The sequence below is a fragment of the Bradyrhizobium sp. MOS002 genome (genome assembly GCF_003020115.1).
In the GTDB taxonomy this organism is placed as follows: domain Bacteria; phylum Pseudomonadota; class Alphaproteobacteria; order Rhizobiales; family Xanthobacteraceae; genus Bradyrhizobium.
This window is the reverse complement of record NZ_PYFX01000012.1, coordinates 30,548-48,770: the sequence shown is the minus strand read 5'-3', so window position 1 is coordinate 48,770 and position 18,223 is coordinate 30,548. Positions and strand designations below refer to the sequence as shown.

The window sequence follows — 18,223 nt, the reverse complement described above, 5'->3', positions numbered from 1 at the left end:
ACGGAGAGCACTCATGAGCCAGGCCATCCACGAGCCCGTCGTTCCCAAAGGCGGAATCATTGCGGCTGCGGCCCTCGTCCTGTTTTCGCTCGCGACGGTGACGACGGCGCGATTGACGGGAACGGGTGGCGTTCACATGACGCTGCCGACGGTTGCCGAGAGCCGAGATTTCCAGTTCGAGGACGGCAAGAACGGCGCCGTGCTGGTGTACGACGCCGGCAGCCGGCAATTGGTGGATACCCTGGCGCCGGGCACCAACGGCTTCATTCGCGTCGTGCTGCGCGGGCTCGCGCGGGAACGCAAGCTTGGCGACATCGGCCAGCAGCCGCCATTTCGCGTCACCCGGTTCGTCAACGGCCAGATCACGCTGACGGACACCTCGACCGGCAAGCAGATCGATCTCGACGCTTTCGGATCGGCCAACACCGAGGCCTTTGCGCGGCTGATGAAATTGAAGGGAGGTGCGGCATGACTATGCTGTGGACGACGTCTCGCAAGACGTTCGACGTGCCCTGCACGATCGAGATCGAGCAGACCTCGGAGACGCTGCATGCCCATGTCGTGCTCGATGGCGATATCGCGATCGAGCCCGGCGACGAGGTCAGGGTTCATGACGCGCCGACCGGGGTCGCCTTTGGTGAGCGCCTGGTCGTGCGCCGGACCGCGACCGTGGTTCGCGCCGGTCCGCTCGACCGCCTGCGGGCGCGGATCGAAGGGTATCTGGAATTGACCGAGCTTTACGAAGTCAGTTTCTCGGACGGGAGAGCAACATGATCCCCATGGAAGGCGGAACCCAGGGCAGCCTGCACACGCGCCCCGGCATCAAGAGCAGCAGCGAGAGCCTCGATAAGGCGCGCGAGGACACCATCCTCAGCCCGCGCTTCTACACCACCGATTTCGAGGCGATGGATCGCCTCGATGTCAGCCTGGTCCGGTCCGAATGGAACGCGGTCATCAAGGAATTGCGCGCCGATCACAACAAGGCGCATTTCGTCAAGACCGACGAATTCAAGAACGACCTGGAATCTCTGCCGCCCGAGCTTCGCAAGGAGTTCAAGGATTTCCTGGTCAGTTCGCTCACCGCCGAATTCTCCGGCTGCGTGCTCTACGCGGAGATCAAGAAGCGGATCAAGAACAAGGATATCCAGGAGCTGTTCAGCTTCATGAGCCGGGACGAGGCCCGTCACGCCGGTTTCATCAACGAGATCCTGAAGGATCACGGCATCGGGGTGGATCTGAGCTTCCTCACCAAGGTGAAGAAGTACACTTATTTCCGTCCCAAATTCATCTTCTACGCGACCTACCTGTCCGAGAAGATCGGTTACGCCCGATACATCACGATCTACCGGCAAATGGAGCGTCATCCCGAGCGACAATTCCATCCGATCTTCCGCTGGTTCGAATTGTGGTGCAACGACGAGTTTCGCCACGGCGAAGCCTTCGCGTTGCTGATGCGCGCCGATCCCTCGCTGCTGCGCGGCCTCAACAAGCTCTGGATCCGGTTTTTCCTGCTCGCCGTGTTCGCCACCATGTATGTGCGCGATCACATGCGCCCCGCCTTCCACGAGGCGCTCGGCATGGATCCCACCGAGTACGACATGCGGGTGTTCCGCATCACCTCCGAGATTTCCAGGCAGGTGTTTCCCGTCACGCTGGATATCGAGAACCCGCGCTTCCTCGCTGGCCTCGAGCGTTTGCGGCTGATTTCGGAAGCGATCGCGGATGCGCGCGAGCAGGGCGGCTTGCTGTCGAGGGTGAAGCGCGCTGGCCTTGCGGCGCAGGCTGCACTGGCATTCGCACGGTTGTTCCTGCTGCCGGTGAAGCCGAACGCGCTGCCGCGTGAAATCTGCATGCAACCGGCCTGGTGAGGAGGGTGCCTTGATCGCCGCCTACACGGTCCCGCCCATCTACGCTGCCTTTGTGTGGTGGTTCAGCACCGGGGCCGTGCTGCTGCTGGTGGGACGCTCGGGACGATTCGAACTGTCGCGAGCGTTCCTGGCAGTTGGGTTGCTCGCCGGGTCGCTCGGCGGCCTCATGCTCACCGCCGGCGATACCAGCGTCGGAGGCGCCTACACGGCCTTCACTTGCACCATCCTGCTATGGGGCGCGCAAGAAATCGCCTTTCTCGCGGGCTGGTTGACGGGACCGCGACCGCAGCCTTGTCCGGCCGGCGCGATCGGTCCCAAGCGCTTCAGCCTCGCCTTGCAAGCCATCCTCTATCATGAGTTCGCGCTGCTGGCCTGCGGTGCGGCCATCGTCGCGCTGACGTGGAGCAGCCCTAACCAGGTCGGCCTCTGGACGTTTGCGGCCCTCTGGGTGCTGCGGCAAAGCGCCAAGATCAACCTCTTCCTCGGCGTTCCCGTCACCAACGACGAATTGATGCCGGACGCGGTGCGCTTCCTGAAGACGTTCTTCGCACGCAGGCCGGTCAGCGCCTTTTTCCCGCTCTCCGTCACCCTCGCGACCGCGGTTCTCGTCATTATGATCCAGCGCATTGTCGAAGTCGCGGTCACGCCCTTCGAAATCGTCGGCCTGACGCTGGTATCGACGTTGTTTGCGCTCGGCGTTGTCGAACACTGGTTCATGCTGCTTCCGCTGCCGGCGATCACGCTGTGGGGCTGGGGCATGCGCTCGGGTTTCCCGCCGGAGGACACCACCATGGAACAGGAACGAGACGCCAACACCACCGCGGCGCCGCCCAACCTCGTCGTGCTCGCGGATGTGCGCCCCGATGCGGCGCCGCCCAGGCTGTCGCAGGCAGCCTGCGCGCGGCAGCGTCTCGAAGACCAGTTTCGCCAGAGTTTTCGCGAACAACAGGCAAGAGAAGGCCTGACGGCGGCTCATACTATCGGTCCCGAGCCGGCGACAACGATCAAGGGGAGGACGTCATGAACTATGAAGCCTATTTTCGCCGGCAACTCGAAGGCCTTCATCGCGAAGGCCGCTATCGCGTGTTTGCCGATCTCGAACGCAAGGCAGGCGCCTTTCCCCGCGCCAAACATCATCATCCGGGCGGCGCCGGAGAAGTAACCGTCTGGTGCTCCAACGATTACCTCGGCATGGGCCAGCACCCTGCGGTGCTGAAGGCGATGCACGAGGCGCTCGACAGTTGCGGCGCCGGGGCCGGAGGAACCCGCAACATCGCCGGAACCAACCATTATCACGTGCTGCTGGAGCAGGAGCTGGCCGACCTGCACGGTAAGGAATCCGCGCTGCTGTTCACGTCGGGCTATGTCTCCAACATGGCGTCGCTGAGCACGCTGGCGTCGCGGATGCCCGGCTGCACGATCCTGTCGGACGAGCTCAATCACGCTTCGATGATCGAGGGAATCCGGCACAGCCGCAGTGAAACCTTCATCTTCGCCCACAACGACCCGCGCGATCTCGAGCGCAAGCTCAGCGATCTCGACCCGCACGCGCCGAAGCTGGTGGCCTTCGAGTCGGTCTATTCGATGGATGGCGACATCGCGCCGATCGCCGAACTCTGTGACGTCGCGGACGCCCACAATGCCATGACGTATCTCGACGAGGTCCACGGCGTCGGCCTCTATGGACCGAAAGGCGGCGGCATTGCAGACCGGGAGGGCGTCAGCCACCGCCTGACCGTGATCGAAGGCACGCTGGCAAAGGCCTTCGGCGTCATCGGCGGCTACGTCGCGGCATCGGCCACGATCTGCGATTTCATCCGCAGCTTCGCCTCCGGCTTCATCTTTACCACATCGTTGCCGCCGGCCGTCGCTGCCGGCGCGCTGACCAGCATCCGTCACCTGAAATCGAGCGCGGCGGAACGCGAGCGGCATCAGGATCGCGTCGCGCGGCTGCGCAAGCGCCTCGATGAGGCGGGAGTTGCTCATCTGGACAATTCCAGCCACATCGTGCCGGTCATGGTCTGCGACCCCGTGCTGTGCAAGCAGATCAGCGACGTGCTGATCGACCGCTACGGCATTTACGTGCAGCCGATCAACTACCCGACCGTGCCGCGCGGCACCGAGCGGCTGCGCATCACGCCGTCGCCGCATCACACCGATGCCGATATCGAGCATCTGGTGCAGGCCCTGGCAGAAATTTGGGCGGAGGTCGGGCTCGCCAAGGCAGCTTGATCGGCTGGCCTTGGATGACTGATCTGGGCGTTTGGAGTTGGTCGATGGCCCGATAGGCAGGATTTTTGCGAACTCCGGTAAATCATGCGGAAGTTGATGAAGTTTCTTCATACGCTGGGAGCGATCGGACTTGTCGGCGCGGTCGCTTGCTTTCTCGTCATGGCCGGATACGCGCCCGCACCAAGTGCGGTCGCGCAATACGCGCCGCTCAGCATCGCGACAGGGGCGGTGGCGACCTGGATCTTCATGCCGTCACTCGGGCTCACTCTGGTGGCGGGGCTGTTGGCCATGGCTGTGAACAGGACCTTTCACAGCGCGGGCTGGGCATGGGCAAAACTGGCGACGGGCGTCCTCGTTTTCGAATGGGGATTCGTCTCCGTGGTCGGGCCGCTCCAGCAGGAAGCCGAGCAAAGCGCGCGAGCGTTGGCCGGGGAAATCGATCCCGCCACGCTCGCCGGCGAACTGGGGACGCGTCGCACTACGCTCTGGGTGTTTTTGGCCATTGCGATGGCCAACATTGTTCTCGGCGTGTGGCGGCCGCGGCTCACGCGGTTGCCGGACTAGATTTCTTTCGTGATCACACAAGGAGGATCTCTGCGATGGCAACTCAAATCGTGATGGATCATTCAGGTGACACGCGTCACCATTTCGACCCCACGGACGCGCGTGCCAGCGCCGAGGCGCGGCGCCGCTTCGAGACCTTGACCGCGGCAGGCTTTACCGCCGCAGTCCGTACGCGTCCGGGCGATGTGCGTCGGTTGACCGCCTTCGATCCGCAGGCGGACGAGACGGTGTTCTTTCCTCGTCTGGTCGGCGGCTGAGATGCCGCGATGCGATGGCCGATCAAGGGACGTGACTACGCGCGGCTGAAATTGGTTCGCAGGCTTTTGCGTGCCATGCGTGCGGAGAATACCCCCGAAGCGCGTAGCCGACGTTTGCTGCGGGATTGGCTTTCCGCCGGACAACGCGCGCAATTCGACGCGGCCAGATATTTTGATGTAACTGGTTCCGACAGCGGCAAACGTTACCGGATATGCTACGGAACCGCGGCAAATATTCGGGAGCTTGATCGGAACGGCAAGGAAGGGATCGGCTGGTGCTTCGCGCCGGTCGGTGCGCTCGTCCCAGGCGACGTTATGCTTGCGCAAAAGATCGCCCTTGAGACCTCGGAGGCAGCTACTTTGTCTGTTGCTAACCGAGTCCCCCTGCTTCCCCGTGTGACCCATTAGGGCCCTGTCGTCTCCAGCCCGTGGTGTTGAAGCGGATGCGCGCGACAGCGCCGGAGATCAGGTTCGAGCCCTGGTGCGCCCACCAATCCTTTCAATAGCTTAGGGTTGGACAGAACCGGAACGGTCACCGCGGTTTGCTGTACGGTTTGCGATTTTTTGATCCTGTTTTGCATCCGCTCGCTGAGGGAGGTTTGCTTTGGATCAGTTCATCGACATCACGATTGCTGAATTCGACGACAAAACGTCTGAGCCCTCAGGTCCGGGAGCACTGCAGCGCCTTGTTCTTAGACTTTCCCAAAGTGCTCCGGGCGAATGGGCCGACTACTTCAATCAGGCTTGGAGTCAGCACCTATATGATGAAGCGGCACGCGTCGGTGTCCGGCAATCGGTTGCAAATCGAGCGCATGCCTGAGGAGGTTAAACCAGACCACCTTCCCGAAGTGAACAAAGTGATTGCGGAAACGAACCGAGCTTACAGGTCACACTGGGAGCAACAGCAGCGCCAAAAGCAGATTTGGGCGGAAGCTGAAAAACAACGGCAGGCCGAACTTGCTAACCTAAAAAAGGATCTGAAGTTCGACTGAGGCGCTAGCCGTACTGCGCCACCAGCTTGACGATCGCCTGTTCAGCAAGTTCGGCCTGGCTCTAATGATTGGGAGGCCGGCGTGATGGCTGACGAGGTCGAGACTTCGTGCAATAATAATGCAAGGCCGGTGTCAACGTGAAGGTTTCATTCCGTGCGATACACCGGCGTCGGCATCCCCTCCATCCGCGCCTTGATCTGCAACGCCGTGTAGAGAGAGAAGTGTCGCGCTTGTTGCAGATTGCCTCCCTGAAACCAGAGTGCTTCCTGCCTGGTCGGCTTCCACATGTTGCGCAATTCGCCTTCCCAGGGACCGGAATCTTTTGCTGTGCCGGAACCAAGGCCCCAGCATGGTCCGACCTTTTCGGCGACTGCCGGTGAGATCAGCTGTGCCGCCCAGTCGTTCATCGGTCCGTAGCCGGTCGCGTAGACGATGAGGTCGGCGGGCAGGGTGGTGCCGTCCGCCATGACGACGGCGTTCTCAGTCAGATAGTCGATCTCCACGCCGGACTTGACGGCGATCCGGCCGTCGATGATCAGGTCGGAGGCGCCGACATCGATGTAGTAGCCGGCACCGCGCCTGGGATACATCAGCCCGATGCCGCTCTCGTCCTCGCCGAACGTCAGCATGAATCCCGTTGCCGCGAGCCGCTCATAAAAATCCGCATCGTCCCGTCTGATCCGCGCCACCGTGGGCTTCGCGAACTGCGGCAGGATGCGGTAGGGGATCGAGGCAGCGATCAGGTCGGCACGGTCGGCGTCGATGCCGGCAGCGACCGCTGCTTCCGAATAAAGTGGCCGTCCGTAACGCTCCAGCGCACTGGATTTCACGACGAGGGTCGGTGAGCGCTGGATCATCGTCACGCTGGCGCCATTCTCCCACAGATCCGCTGCGATATCATGGGCGGAATTGTTCGCGCCGATGATGACGCATTTCTTGCCGGCATAGGGTGCGCCGTCCTTATGCTCGCTCGAATGGTGCTGAATGCCGCGGAAGCGATCCTGGCCTCTCAACACTGGACGGTTCGGCACGCCGGCCATGCCGGTGGCCAGCACCAGCTGCGCCGGCTGCAGCGTGATTGTTTGGCCGTCGCGTTCGACCTCGACCGTCCAGCGTTTGGTTGCGTCGTCGAATGCAGCGTGCGTGCATCGCGTCGCATTCCAGATGTCGAGTTCCATGATGGAGGCATAGGCCTCCAGCCAGTCGCCCATCTTGTCCTTGGGCGTATAGACCGGCCAGTTGTCCGGAAACGGCAAGTAAGGCATGTGATCGAACCAGACGGGATCGTGCAGACAGAGCGATCGATAGCGCCGACGCCAGCCGTCGCCTGGCCGCGGCAGCGCGTCCACGATCAAGGTAGAAACGTCGAGTTGTTTAAGCCGTGCAGCAAGCGCCAAGCCGCCCTGGCCGCCACCGACGATCAGGCAATAAGGCTGCCGCGAGATGCCGAGTTCGGCCTTGTCGTCGTTGCGCCCGTCAAGCCAGACCCGCCGTCCTTTGACGACGCCATGCTTGGCACCTGGAACGCGCGTCGGCCCGCGCTTTTCCTCATGCCCCTTGAGTTCGCGGAGCGTGGTGAAGAACGTCCAGCATCGCCCGTCCTTGAGCCTCAGGTGGCCCTTGCCGCGTCCGACCGCGGTCTCGAAGCTGAACCATGCCCCCACCGCGTCGCCGGGTGCGTCGACGGATTCGATCTGCCATTTCTCCGGCTTGACCTCGTCCAGCCGCGCCAACAGCATCTCCCAGATAGGCGCGCGGCCTTCGAGCGTGACGATATTCCAGGTGAAGGCCAGGAAATCCCGCCAGTAACATTCTTCCAGGAAGAGTCCCTGGAGGCGGGCCTTGTCACGGGCGACGAGGGCGTCGTGGAAGCCCGCGAGCCACTGCGCGGGCTGGCTATCAGACTGCATCGAAAAGTCACTTTCCACGCTCGTGAGTTGATATATGATATATTTCGATTTCGAGATTGGCCAGAGGCGCGTGGCGCCCGGGTCGCATTTTTAGTAAGAGGCCTCATGATCACCAGCGCTTGTCGGCTTCGCCCTCGCAGAGTCCGCGCCACGGGCTCATACTACTCGGGATAAAAAGATGGCTTTGACGGGTTTCGTTTCGAGCAGCCGCGAAAACCTGGCCTCGCGCACTTACGGTCAGTTGCGCGAGGCCTTGATGGCCGGACGCTTCTGGCCCGGCCAGCGACTGCGTATTCGCGAGCTGTCCGCGGCGATGGGCGTGAGCGACACGCCGGTGCGCGAAGCGATTATGCAGTTGGTTCGCGAGGGCGGCCTCGAAATGCGTTCGGGGCAATCGATTACCGTGACCCGGCTGTCGCTGACGCGCTACCGGGAGCTTCGTGAGATTCGCCTGTTCCTGGAAGGTCTCGCGACGGAAAAGGCTGTCTCGCTGCTGACTGCGGCTGATTTGAAAAAGCTGAAGAAACTCCACGAAGGGCTGGTGCGGGCCGAGAAAGACGGCGACTCCGAAGCCGCCACGCTGACCAATTTCAATTTCCACTTCCTCATCTACCGCGCGTCACAGGCCGAGGATCTGGTCTCCCTCCTGGAGACAATCTGGCTGCGTAACGGGCCTCTGCTCAAGTTCCTCTACCCGCACGCACGTCCGACCTATCCCGGGCGTCATCAGCATCTGATCCTGATGGAAGCGCTGCAAGATCGCGATCCCGTCGCGGCCCGCCAGGCGATTCAGGACGACATCATTGAAGGCGGTGCTTTGCTGGTGCAGCTGCTTTCGAAGATCGAGAGCGGCAAGGCAGTCGTCAGGGAGGATGCCGACGGCACCATGCGCCTGGAGCTGCTGGCGCCCGCATCGTGATACCTGACGGCACCTGACATCGTCGAGTCAATCGAAGCGTCTTCAGCTCGCAGCCGTGTTGATGCGCCAGTTGGACGGATGCGCGTTTGCGGCGGCCTGCTTCGCGCCCATAAAACTCTGCATTGACTGCGACGAAAACTGCGATCAGAATATATGATATATCCTGCAAGTGGGGCTTCCTGCTTTCGTCCGCGAAGTTAGAGACGTCGCCGATCGAGCTTGAATGCGCCGACACGATGGATCGCAACGCTCAACTTGGATGGCGTCATGATGGCAGGTTCTATCGATCTGAATTCAAAGGATAGTTTGCCGGATCTTGCGAGCCCGGCGGCGGTGCCCGGTCTGTCCGGCGAAGTCGAGCTGCGACGCGACACTTGGGGCATTCCACATATCCGTGCGGCCTCGCATCTCGACGCCTTTGCCGGGCTCGGATTTGCTCACGCGCAGGACCGTCTCTGGCAGATGGAAGCGCTGCTGCGGCGTGGCACCGGACGTTATGCAGAGTGGGTCGGCAAGTCCGCCATCGCTGCCGATGTGCTGGGGCGGCAGCTCAACACCGCCGGCGCCTCGCAGCGCGATTTCGCATTACTCAACGACGAAACCAGGGCCATGCTCGAAGCCTATGCGCGCGGCGTCAACGCCTTCATCGCGCTCGGCAGATGGCCAGCGGAGTACGCCATCCTCAATGCAAGACCGGCGCAGTGGGAGCCGTGGCATTCCATCGCGGTCATGCGCCAGATCGGCTTTCTGATGGGCTCGGTGTGGTGGAAACTATGGCGCGCGGCCGCATTGCCGATCGTCGGCGCCGACCAGATTGCAAAATTGCGGTTCGACGACGGCGGCGATGACATGCTGTGCATCCCGCCCGGCGTTGGAGGCGTGCGCTATCTCGCCACCCTCGCCGACCTCAAGCCGGGACTCGCAGCGTTGCTGGCCGGCCATGACCAGCAGGAGGCGGAAGTCGCCGGCGGCAGCAACAACTGGGCGCTCGGCCCGCAGAAGACCGCCACCGGGCGGCCGCTGCTGGCTGGCGACCCGCACCGCGTGCTGGAAATGCCGAGCATGTACTACCAGGCGCATCTGGCCTGCGATGAGTTCGACGTCATCGGCCTCAGCGTGCCCGGCGCGCCGGGCTTCCCGAATTTCGGTCACAACGGCAAGGTGGCGTGGTGCGTCACCCACGCCTTCGTCGATATCCACGACCTCTATGTCGAGCGCTTCGACCCGAAGGTGGAGAACACCAGCTTCAAGGGCGGCTGGAAGCCCGTCACGCACCGGGCCGAGACCATTGCCGTCCGCGGTGAAGCGAATGTCGTCATCGACGTGGTCGAAACCATGCATGGTCCGGTCATCGCCGGCGATCCCGCCGCAGGCACGGGCCTGGTACTGCGCTCAATGCAATTCGCGGTGCCCGACACCTCGTTCGATTGCACGCTACCGGTGTTGCGATCCTCGACCATTGAAGAGCTTTATGACGCGGGCCGCGAATGGGGGCTGATGGATCACAACCTTGTTGCCGCCGACATCAGCGGAAAAATCGGCAACCGCGTGCGCGCCAAGGTACCCGTGCGCCCGCGCGCCAATGGCTGGCTGCCGGTTCCGGGCTGGACCGGTGAGCACGAATGGAACGGGTTGATCCCATTCGAGGAGATGCCCTGCACCATCGATCCAGCGGAGCAGGCCATCGTCACGGCCAACAACCGCGTGGCGGAGAATGGCGTGCATTATTTCGGTACCGACAGCATGCCGCCGCACCGCACTAGGCGGATCTGGCAACGTCTCGCCGGGCTCGATAAGGCCACGGTGGAAGACATGGCAGCGATCCATCGCGACACCGTCAGCGTGATCGCGATTGAATTCCGCGACCGCATCCGCGGCCTTGCGGTCGATGGCGCCGCGGCGACCCTACGCGACCGCATCGTCGAATGGAACGGCGCCATGGATGGCGACTCGACGGCCGCGGTGGCCTACGTGGCACTGCGCACGGCGCTGACCAAGCTCGTCGCCGACCGGAGCGGCGTGCGCGCCGTTTCCGAAAGTCCTTATACCAAGATTTCGCCTGGCATTTTCGGCGAGAGCCAGATCTGGTGGACGGTGCCGCAACTGCTGCGCGCCAACGATACCGGCCTGCTGGCCGGCGCCAGTTGGGACGATCTGCTGGTGCAGGCGCTGAATGATGCGGCCAAGGAATGCCCATCGGATGACTGGGGCACCGTGCATCGCCCGATCCTGCGCCATCCGCTGTCGGCGACCTATCCGCAACACGCGGCTTCACTCGACAAGGCTTGCGGTCTGCTCGGTGGCGACAACGATACGCCGTTCGCCACAGGCTACATCGCGCGGCTCGGCATGAAGGCGACCTATGCCGCGCTCTCGCGCTACGTGTTCGATGTCGGCGCCTGGGACAATTCCCAGTGGATCGTGTTTCACGGTGCGTCGGGCCATACCGGCAGTCCGTCCTACGACAACCAGAATGCGACTTGGGCCGCCGGCAAGATGGTGCCGATGCTGTACGACTGGAGCAGGATCGCTGCGGAGGCGACGTCGCATCAGCAGTTGCTGCCGTCGTGATGGCAGGGCAGAGCTGCAGACTTGGCATCTTTTCAGTCAGTGCTGCCGCCAACCGCCCCAGTGCCGCGCTTGCGGCGATCTATATATCATATATCCTGATGCGGCGTGGACAGGAGAGCTGATGACCCCCGAACTCGGCCCGATCGATCGAAGCCTGCGCGACCGCGCCACCCGTGTCGTGCCCGGCGGCATGTATGGCCACATGCGCGCCAGCGGTTTGCCGGCCGGTTATCCGCAGTTCTTCACCCGAGGCGAGGGCTGTCACATCTGGGATGTCGACGGCCGCAAGTATCTCGACTTCATGTGCAGCTGGGGACCGATCGTGCTTGGCCACCGCCACCCAGTCGTGGACGCCGCGGCCCGGAAGCAGATGGAGCAGGGCGACGTGCTCAACGGACCGTCCGAACGCATGATCGAACTGGCGGAGCGCTTGGTCGGCCTCGTCACCCACGCTGACTGGGCGCTGTTCTCCAAGAACGGCACCGACGCCACCACAACCTGTGTGACCCTGGCGCGCGGCGCCACCGGGAAGCGCAAGGTCCTGCTGGCCAACGGCGCCTATCACGGTGCCGTTCCGTGGTGCTCGCCATATCCCTATGGCGTGATGTCCGAGGACCGCGCGCACATTCTGTATTTCGACTACAACGATGCCGCCAGTCTCGAAGCGGCGGTGGATAAAGCCGATGGCGATCTGGCCGCCATCGTCGTCTCCGCCTTCAAGCATGATTACGGCCAGCACCAGCAATTGCCCGATCCCGCTTTCGCCCGGCGCGCGCGAGAGCTGTGCGACGCCAACGACGCCGCGCTGATCCTCGACGATGTCCGCGCCGGTTTCCGGCTGACGCTGCATGGCAGTTGGGACCAGATCGGCGTGCAGCCTGATCTCAGCGCATGGAGCAAGGCGATTGCCAACGGCTATGCGCTGTCGGCGGTGCTGGGCAATGACCGCTTTCGCGACGCTGCGGCGCAGCTTTACGCCACCGGCTCGTTCTGGTGCGGCGCGACCTCGATGGCCGCCGCGCTCGCCACAATCGACGTGCTGGAGGCCGAGAACGGCCCCGAGCACATGCTGCGGATGGGCCAGCGGTTGCGCGACGGCATCGCCGAGCAGGCCCGGCGTTACAATCTCGGCGTCCGGCAAAGCGGCCCGCCACAGATGCCGGCGATCCTGTTCGAGGACGATGTCGATTACGCCAGGGGTTATCGTTTTACGCAGGAGACGCTGAAGCGCGGCGTATACATGCACCCCAAGCACAACATGTTTCTGTCCGCTGCGCATACTGCCGCGGATATCGATCACGCGTTGTCGGTGACCGATGACGCCCTCAGGATCGTGGCGGGGCTTTAGACTGCAGCAGGCTTGAACGGAGTTTGCGGCGAACTTTTGGGAGCAGGCGAATGAGTTGGAATGTTGCACGACGAGGCATCGCAGTGGCGCTGGCCCTGGGTCTCGCAGTTTCGCTCGGCCCCGTCGGTTCTGCCCGCGCACAGACTCCCAAGAAGGGCGGCACGCTGGTTTATGCCAGCGTCTCCGGTCCGGGTACGCTCGATCCCTACATGGCGTCGAGTGCGGTCGAACTCGAGGTCATCAACAATATCTTCGAAGGCCTGGTAACCCTCGATAACGCTAACGCCACCCGCCCCATGCTGGCGACAAAGGCCACCGCCTCGACCGATTTCAAGACCTACTCGTTTGAACTGCGCAAAGGGGTAAAATTCCACAACGGCCAGGAGATGACCTCGGCCGACGTCAAGGCTTCGTTCGAGCGCTACAAGCGCATCAGTCCCAATGCCAAGAATCTCGATGCCGTCGATCGTTTCGAAACGCCAGACCCCTACAGCTTCGTCATCGTGCTGAAGGAGCCCAACGTCGTTCTGCTCGACGTCATCAAGTCGCCGATCTATCCGCTGATGATCCTGCCGGCGTCGCAGAAGGACAAGCCAGCCCGGGATATCGAGGTGATCGGTACCGGCCCTTTCAAGCTCGGCGAATGGGTCAAGGACAGCCATCTCACCATCACCCGCTTCGACGATTACACCGCCGACACCAGTGTGCCCGGTCGTGACGGCTATGGCGGACGCAAGACCGTCTATCTCGACGGCGTGCGCTATCGGTTCATGCCCGAGGCGACGACGCGCATTGCCGCGCTGCAGAACGGCGAGGCGCAGATGATTTCGAGCGTGCCGAGCGAACTCGCCGCCCGCGTCACCTCGCGCAAGGATCTGGCGATCCGCGAAGTGTTTCCCACCCTCGGCAGCTATGTGATCGTCAACTCGCAGAAGGGCCTCACCGCCAACGTCCTGATCCGCCAGGCCATCGCCGCGGCCATCAATGTCGATGACATCATCGAGGGGGCCGGCGGCATCAACAAGCGCAATCCGTGGATGTCGTTTCCCGGCACGCCGTACTTCCTCGGCGATACCGCACCGACACCCTGGTACGACATCAAGAGTCCCGCCAGGGCCAAGGAACTGCTGAAGCAGGCCGGCTACAAGGGCGAGAAAATCGTCATCGAGACCAACAGCAACTACCAGTGGATGCGTTCCACCATGCTGATCGTCGCCGAGCAACTCAAGGAAGCCGGCATGACGGTCGATGTCCAGGTCACCGACTGGACCACCAACGCCTCGCATATGCAGCAGGGCACCGGCGACTGGAATCTGTCGACGACGGCCTTCGGGCCCGATCACATACTCGGGCCGCAGCAGTGGCGGCCGGTGCTCTACACGTTCCCGCATATCGTCGGCAACGAGATCCTCGACAAGGCCTATGCGGAATTCTTCGCGGCGCCGACGCTGGAAGCGCGGCGTGCGAGCTGGCTGACCATCCAGAAGGAGGTGCTGGGCGGCGGCTACCTGGTCAAGATCGCCGACACCGGTCGACTCACGGGCTACGCGAAGAAACTGCAGGGTCAGAACGACTATGCCGGCATTCTTCAGCTGTGGGACCTGTGGCTCGATTGATGCATAGTCCACCGAGATTTGCCGGGACCCGATGACGGGGTGGAGGAGGTCGCTCTGATACGCATCGTCGCGGTAAAATTCCTGCAGGCCGTGCCGGTGATCCTGATCATCTCGATCCTGGCGTTCCTGTTGCTCAGCCTGCTGCCCGGCGATCCGGCCCTGATCATCGCCGGCGAACAGGCCTCGCCCGCGGCGGTCGAACAGGTGCGCCGGCAACTCGGCCTCGATCGGTCGTTCCTCGAACAGCTCGGCATCTGGCTGTTCAATCTGGCGCAGGGCAATTTCGGATCCTCCCTGGTTCTGAATCAAAGCGTGCTGTCGGCTGTGGCGGAGCGACTGCCGGTGACCTTGTCGCTGGCGGCGCTGTCAATCTCCTTCACCATTCCGGTCGGCGTGCTGCTCGGATCGGTCGCCGCCTATTTCCGCCGCACCTGGATCGATTCCGCCGTGATGACCGTGGCGTTGCTCGGCGTGTCGATCCCGGCGTTCTGGATCGCCATCCTCGGCGTGATCCTGTTCAGCGTGCAACTCGGCTGGGTGCCGTCCAGCGGCTTTACGCCGATCTCCCAGGGTGTGGGGCCGTGGTTTGCCTCGCTGGCGCTGCCGGCGCTGATCCTGTCGCTGTTCCAGATCGGCTTCCTTGCCCGCATGACCCGTTCGGCGATGCTCGACGTGCTCGGCCAGGACTACATCCGCACCGCTCGCGCCAAGGGGCTGAGCGAGTGGCGCACGGTCGGAAAGCATGCGCTGCGCAATGCGCTGATCCTGATCATCACTGCCACCGGCATCCTGCTCAGTGCGGCGATCGGCGGCTCGGTGATCATCGAGCAGGTCTTCGCGCTGCCGGGCATCGGCCGCATGGTGGTGCAGGCGATCCTTGCCCGCGACTATCCGCTTGTGCAGGGCACGATGCTGATCCTGGGCTTCACCTTCGTGATGATCAACTTGATCGTCGACATCCTCTACACGCTCGCGGATCCGAGGGTGCGCCATGACTGACACCGGCCTGGGATCGCTGACGACGGTCCACGCTATCGCCGCGCCGCGCGGTTATGGCGCGTGGCGCCGCCTGCTGCGTCATCGGTCCTTCGTCATAGGCTCTTCCATCATTCTGCTGCTGACGCTGGCTGCGGTGCTGGCGCCGCTGATCTCGCCGGTCGATCCCTCTGCCATGCGGGTGCGCTTCCGCTTCCGGCCGCCGTCGCAGGCGTTCTGGTTCGGCACCGACATGTTCGGCCGCGATGTCTTCACCCGGGTGCTCTACGGCGCACGGGTCTCGCTGTTCGTTGGCTTCGCCGTCTGCGTGGTGTCCGGCCTGTGCAGCGCGATCCTCGGCGTGATCGCGGCACAGTTCCGCCGGCTCGATGGCGCCATCATGCGGCTGATGGATGCGCTGATGTCGTTTCCGGCGATCCTGCTGGCGCTGGGCATTGCCGCGGCGCTCGGCCCACGCGTCTCCAGCGTCATTATCGCGCTGACGGTGGCCTACATTCCCGCCGGCGTGCGCATCGTCCGCGCTGCGGCGCTGACCGTGCGCGAGATGGATTTCGTGCAGGCGGCGCAGGTCTCCGGCGCCTCGTCGCTGCGCATCGTGCTGCGGCACATCCTGCCGAACTGCCTCAGCCCGCTGCTGGTGCATCTCACCTTCATCTTCGCCTACGCCATGCTGGCGGAGGCGGCGCTGAGCTTTCTCGGCGTCGGTATCCAGCCGCCGATCGCCAGTTGGGGCAATATCATCGCCGAGGGCCGCGACTACGCCACCGAGGCCTGGTGGGTGATGCTGTTTCCCGGTATCGCCATCAGCCTCGCCGCGCTGAGCCTCAACCTGCTCGGCGATGCGCTCGGCGACATGCTCGATCCTCGCCTCAAGGGAGGCGAGTGATGATCATGCCGCTGCTGTCGGTCCGCAATCTCACCGTCCAGTTCCGCGTCGATTCCGGCTGGGTCACGGCGGTCGACGACGTGTCGCTGGATGTCGGTGAGGGCGATTGCGTCGGCATCGTCGGCGAGTCCGGCAGCGGCAAGAGCGTCACCGCGCTGTCGATCCTGCAGCTGCACCAGCGTGCCACCACGCGGATACCGTCAGGGACGATCACATATCAGGGGCAAGACCTGCTCCGCGAGCGGGGATCGACCATGCGGCGTATCCGCGGCAGCGAGATCGCCATGATCTTCCAAGACCCGATGTCGTCGCTCAATCCGGTGCTGACCATCGCCGATCAGATTTCCGAGACACTGCGCCAGCATCAGGGCCTCACGGGTGTTGCCGCGCGGAAGCGCGTGGTCGAACTGCTCGGGCTGGTACGGATCCCCGATGCGACGCGCCGCGCTGACGATTATCCGCATCGGTTGTCCGGCGGCATGCGGCAGCGCGTGATGATCGCCATGGCGATCGCCTGCAAGCCGCGCCTCCTGATCGCCGACGAGCCGACCACCGCGCTTGACGTCACCATCCAGGCGCAGATCCTCGAACTCCTGCGCGACCTGCGCAAGGAACTGAAGATGTCAGTAATGCTGATCTCACACGATCTCGGCGTGATTGCAGAATTTGCCCAGAGCGTCATCGTGATGTATGCTGGCCGCGTGGTCGAAGAGGCACCGGTGGCGCAGTTGTTCCGGCGACCGGTGCACCCGTACACCGTAGGGCTGATCGCCGCGGTGCCGAAGCTCGACAGCGATGCGCCACGCCTTGCCACCATTGCGGGCCGAATTCCAGGGCCGCAGGAGATCATTGTGGGCTGCCGCTTCAGCCCGCGTTGCGCGCTGGTGCAGCCGCGCTGCCGCGACGAGCCGCCATTGATGCAGCCGGTGAGCGATGGTCAGTCGGCGCGCTGCCCGCCGCGCATTCTTGTTCTGGGCGAGCGCCATGGTTGATCAGCCAATCGTCGAGGTCCGCGACCTCAAGAAGACCTTTGCCGTGAAGCACGCTGGAGGCACATCGACATTGCATGCGCTGAGCGGGGTCAACTTCGACATCATGCGCGGCGAGACGCTGGGACTGGTCGGCGAATCCGGCTCCGGCAAGACCACCGCCGGCCGCATCCTGGTCGGCCTGATCCCGGCCAGCAGCGGCACCGTCAGTCTGTTCGGTCATGACATCGCCGGAGCGAACGGCAAGGCGCAACTGGCCGCGGTACGGTCGCGCTTGCAATTCGTGTTTCAGGATCCCTATGCCTCGCTCAATCCGCGTATGCGGATCGGCAGCGCCATCGCCGAACCTATCGACATCGCCGGCACCCATTCGCGCAAGGACCGCAACGACCGCGTCGCCGAACTGCTCGAGTTGGTCGGCTTGCCCAGGAATAGCGTCGAACGCTACCCGCACGAATTCTCCGGCGGCCAACGTCAGCGCATCGTCATTGCCCGAGCACTGGCGCTAAATCCGGATTTCGTGGTGTGCGATGAGCCGGTGTCAGCGCTGGACGTGTCGATGCAGGCGCAGATCGTCAACCTGCTACTCGATCTGCAGGAGCGGCTCGGCCTGAGCTACCTGTTTATCGCTCACGATCTGGCGGTGGTACGCGCGGTGTCGACCCGCGTCGCCGTGATGTATGCCGGCTCGATCGTCGAGTTCGCACCGAAGGCGAAGATTTATTCTGATCCGCAGCATCCCTATTCGCGTGCGCTGCTCGACGCCGTGCCGCGCGCGGATCCGGATTTTGTTCGGCATCCGGTGGTCGCCGGCGAGGTGCCGAGTCTGCTCGATCCGCCGCCTGGCTGCTCTTTCCATCCGCGCTGCGCCTACGCGATGGACCGTTGCCGCGTCGAAGCGCCGTCGCTGAGAGAGTCAGGCCCCGGTCGGCATGTCGCGTGCCATCTCTTCTCGGCGTGAAAGCGCAACGCAGCATGGCGTCCAGCGGTTTGGAGTGCGACGGACGAGATGGAAATGCGGGTGAACTACGATCCGCCAACGCAACCGAGGAACCACCGATGATTGCGCGTCATT

The 18,223-nt window shown here is 63.3% G+C and carries 18 protein-coding genes; 17 read left to right on the top strand and 1 reads right to left on the bottom strand.

The features are described 5' to 3' along the window. Window positions 1–13: 13 nt before the first annotated feature. The 9 genes from puhC (at window position 14) to C7G41_RS37035 (ending at window position 5,913) form a co-directional block, all read left to right on the top strand. Window positions 14–472, top strand: coding sequence for a photosynthetic complex assembly protein PuhC (puhC, locus tag C7G41_RS27340; RefSeq protein WP_106945436.1), 459 nt, complete (start codon window positions 14–16; stop codon window positions 470–472). Then, complete coding sequence (locus C7G41_RS27335; RefSeq protein ID WP_199198641.1) at window positions 469–774, top strand: hypothetical protein; 306 nt, start codon at window positions 469–471, stop codon at window positions 772–774. The genes puhC and C7G41_RS27335 overlap by 4 nt, the downstream gene beginning before the upstream one ends. Continuing rightward, a complete protein-coding gene (acsF, locus tag C7G41_RS27330) occupies window positions 771–1,868 on the top strand; it encodes a magnesium-protoporphyrin IX monomethyl ester (oxidative) cyclase (protein ID WP_106945434.1) in 1,098 nt (365 codons plus the stop codon). Before C7G41_RS27335 ends, acsF begins: the two co-directional genes overlap by 4 nt. A gap of 13 nt (window positions 1,869–1,881) precedes the next feature. Beyond that, window positions 1,882–2,892: a putative photosynthetic complex assembly protein PuhE gene (gene puhE / locus C7G41_RS27325; RefSeq protein WP_106945524.1), complete on the top strand. Its 1,011-nt coding sequence runs from the start codon at window positions 1,882–1,884 to the stop codon at window positions 2,890–2,892. Beyond that, on the top strand, window positions 2,889–4,100 hold the full coding sequence (hemA, locus tag C7G41_RS27320) for a 5-aminolevulinate synthase (RefSeq protein ID WP_106945433.1): 1,212 nt from the start codon (window positions 2,889–2,891) through the stop codon (window positions 4,098–4,100). Before puhE ends, hemA begins: the two co-directional genes overlap by 4 nt. Window positions 4,101–4,184: 84 nt before the next feature. Then, window positions 4,185–4,664 (top strand): hypothetical protein, encoded by a 480-nt coding sequence (locus C7G41_RS27315; protein ID WP_106945432.1) that lies wholly within the window; start codon window positions 4,185–4,187, stop codon window positions 4,662–4,664. A gap of 35 nt (window positions 4,665–4,699) precedes the next feature. Beyond that, window positions 4,700–4,921, top strand: a complete 222-nt coding sequence (locus C7G41_RS27310; protein WP_106945431.1) for a hypothetical protein — start codon at window positions 4,700–4,702, stop codon at window positions 4,919–4,921. A 9-nt stretch (window positions 4,922–4,930) separates the two neighbouring features. Continuing rightward, complete coding sequence (locus C7G41_RS27305; protein WP_373681162.1) at window positions 4,931–5,329, top strand: hypothetical protein; 399 nt, start codon at window positions 4,931–4,933, stop codon at window positions 5,327–5,329. Between the two features lie 353 nt (window positions 5,330–5,682). Further along, a complete protein-coding gene (locus tag C7G41_RS37035) occupies window positions 5,683–5,913 on the top strand; it encodes a hypothetical protein (RefSeq protein ID WP_146159802.1) in 231 nt (76 codons plus the stop codon). A 146-nt stretch (window positions 5,914–6,059) separates the two neighbouring features. On the opposite strand, the gene C7G41_RS27295 is transcribed toward C7G41_RS37035, so the two are convergent. Then, window positions 6,060–7,823 carry an NAD(P)/FAD-dependent oxidoreductase gene (locus C7G41_RS27295; protein WP_106945428.1) on the bottom strand — a complete coding sequence of 588 codons (1,764 nt, stop codon included), beginning with the start codon at window positions 7,821–7,823 and terminating at the stop codon, window positions 6,060–6,062. Window positions 7,824–8,001: 178 nt separating this feature from the next. Here C7G41_RS27295 and C7G41_RS27290 point away from each other — a divergent pair, with 178 nt between their 5' ends. From C7G41_RS27290 to C7G41_RS27255, 8 genes are all read left to right on the top strand, one after another. After that, entirely contained in the window at window positions 8,002–8,742 is a 741-nt protein-coding gene (locus tag C7G41_RS27290; protein WP_106945427.1) for a GntR family transcriptional regulator, read from the top strand. A 267-nt stretch (window positions 8,743–9,009) separates the two neighbouring features. Continuing rightward, window positions 9,010–11,313 carry a penicillin acylase family protein gene (locus tag C7G41_RS27285; protein ID WP_245446705.1) on the top strand — a complete coding sequence of 768 codons (2,304 nt, stop codon included), beginning with the start codon at window positions 9,010–9,012 and terminating at the stop codon, window positions 11,311–11,313. Window positions 11,314–11,434: 121 nt separating this feature from the next. Continuing rightward, window positions 11,435–12,661, top strand: a complete 1,227-nt coding sequence (locus C7G41_RS27280; RefSeq protein ID WP_199198640.1) for an aminotransferase class III-fold pyridoxal phosphate-dependent enzyme — start codon at window positions 11,435–11,437, stop codon at window positions 12,659–12,661. A gap of 50 nt (window positions 12,662–12,711) precedes the next feature. Then, window positions 12,712–14,277: an ABC transporter substrate-binding protein gene (locus C7G41_RS27275; protein ID WP_106945426.1), complete on the top strand. Its 1,566-nt coding sequence runs from the start codon at window positions 12,712–12,714 to the stop codon at window positions 14,275–14,277. 54 nt (window positions 14,278–14,331) lie between these two features. Continuing rightward, a complete protein-coding gene (locus C7G41_RS27270) occupies window positions 14,332–15,276 on the top strand; it encodes an ABC transporter permease (protein ID WP_373681164.1) in 945 nt (314 codons plus the stop codon). Continuing rightward, on the top strand, window positions 15,269–16,159 hold the full coding sequence (locus C7G41_RS27265) for an ABC transporter permease (protein ID WP_106945425.1): 891 nt from the start codon (window positions 15,269–15,271) through the stop codon (window positions 16,157–16,159). Before C7G41_RS27270 ends, C7G41_RS27265 begins: the two co-directional genes overlap by 8 nt. Further along, window positions 16,159–17,151 (top strand): ABC transporter ATP-binding protein, encoded by a 993-nt coding sequence (locus C7G41_RS27260; protein ID WP_106945424.1) that lies wholly within the window; start codon window positions 16,159–16,161, stop codon window positions 17,149–17,151. The genes C7G41_RS27265 and C7G41_RS27260 overlap by 1 nt, the downstream gene beginning before the upstream one ends. Next, complete coding sequence (locus tag C7G41_RS27255; protein WP_373681161.1) at window positions 17,093–18,109, top strand: ABC transporter ATP-binding protein; 1,017 nt, start codon at window positions 17,093–17,095, stop codon at window positions 18,107–18,109. The genes C7G41_RS27260 and C7G41_RS27255 overlap by 59 nt, the downstream gene beginning before the upstream one ends. The last annotated feature ends 114 nt before the right edge of the window (window positions 18,110–18,223 follow it).

Bases quoted from the DNA above. Each gene is read 5' to 3' on its own strand.
- puhC (WP_106945436.1), top strand. From the start codon at position 14: ATGAGCCAGGCCATCCACGAGCCCGTCGTTCCCAAAGGCGGAATCATT.
- C7G41_RS27335 (WP_199198641.1), top strand. From the start codon at position 469: ATGACTATGCTGTGGACGACGTCTCGCAAGACGTTCGACGTGCCCTGC.
- acsF (WP_106945434.1), top strand. From the start codon at position 771: ATGATCCCCATGGAAGGCGGAACCCAGGGCAGCCTGCACACGCGCCCC.
- hemA (WP_106945433.1), top strand. From the start codon at position 2,889: ATGAACTATGAAGCCTATTTTCGCCGGCAACTCGAAGGCCTTCATCGC.
- C7G41_RS27315 (WP_106945432.1), top strand. From the start codon at position 4,185: ATGCGGAAGTTGATGAAGTTTCTTCATACGCTGGGAGCGATCGGACTT.
- C7G41_RS27310 (WP_106945431.1), top strand. From the start codon at position 4,700: ATGGCAACTCAAATCGTGATGGATCATTCAGGTGACACGCGTCACCAT.
- C7G41_RS27305 (WP_373681162.1), top strand. From the start codon at position 4,931: ATGCGATGGCCGATCAAGGGACGTGACTACGCGCGGCTGAAATTGGTT.
- C7G41_RS37035 (WP_146159802.1), top strand. From the start codon at position 5,683: ATGATGAAGCGGCACGCGTCGGTGTCCGGCAATCGGTTGCAAATCGAG.
- C7G41_RS27295 (WP_106945428.1), bottom strand. From the start codon at position 7,823: ATGCAGTCTGATAGCCAGCCCGCGCAGTGGCTCGCGGGCTTCCACGAC.
- C7G41_RS27290 (WP_106945427.1), top strand. From the start codon at position 8,002: ATGGCTTTGACGGGTTTCGTTTCGAGCAGCCGCGAAAACCTGGCCTCG.
- C7G41_RS27285 (WP_245446705.1), top strand. From the start codon at position 9,010: ATGATGGCAGGTTCTATCGATCTGAATTCAAAGGATAGTTTGCCGGAT.
- C7G41_RS27280 (WP_199198640.1), top strand. From the start codon at position 11,435: ATGACCCCCGAACTCGGCCCGATCGATCGAAGCCTGCGCGACCGCGCC.
- C7G41_RS27275 (WP_106945426.1), top strand. From the start codon at position 12,712: ATGAGTTGGAATGTTGCACGACGAGGCATCGCAGTGGCGCTGGCCCTG.
- C7G41_RS27265 (WP_106945425.1), top strand. From the start codon at position 15,269: ATGACTGACACCGGCCTGGGATCGCTGACGACGGTCCACGCTATCGCC.
- C7G41_RS27260 (WP_106945424.1), top strand. From the start codon at position 16,159: ATGATCATGCCGCTGCTGTCGGTCCGCAATCTCACCGTCCAGTTCCGC.
- C7G41_RS27255 (WP_373681161.1), top strand. From the start codon at position 17,093: ATGGTCAGTCGGCGCGCTGCCCGCCGCGCATTCTTGTTCTGGGCGAGC.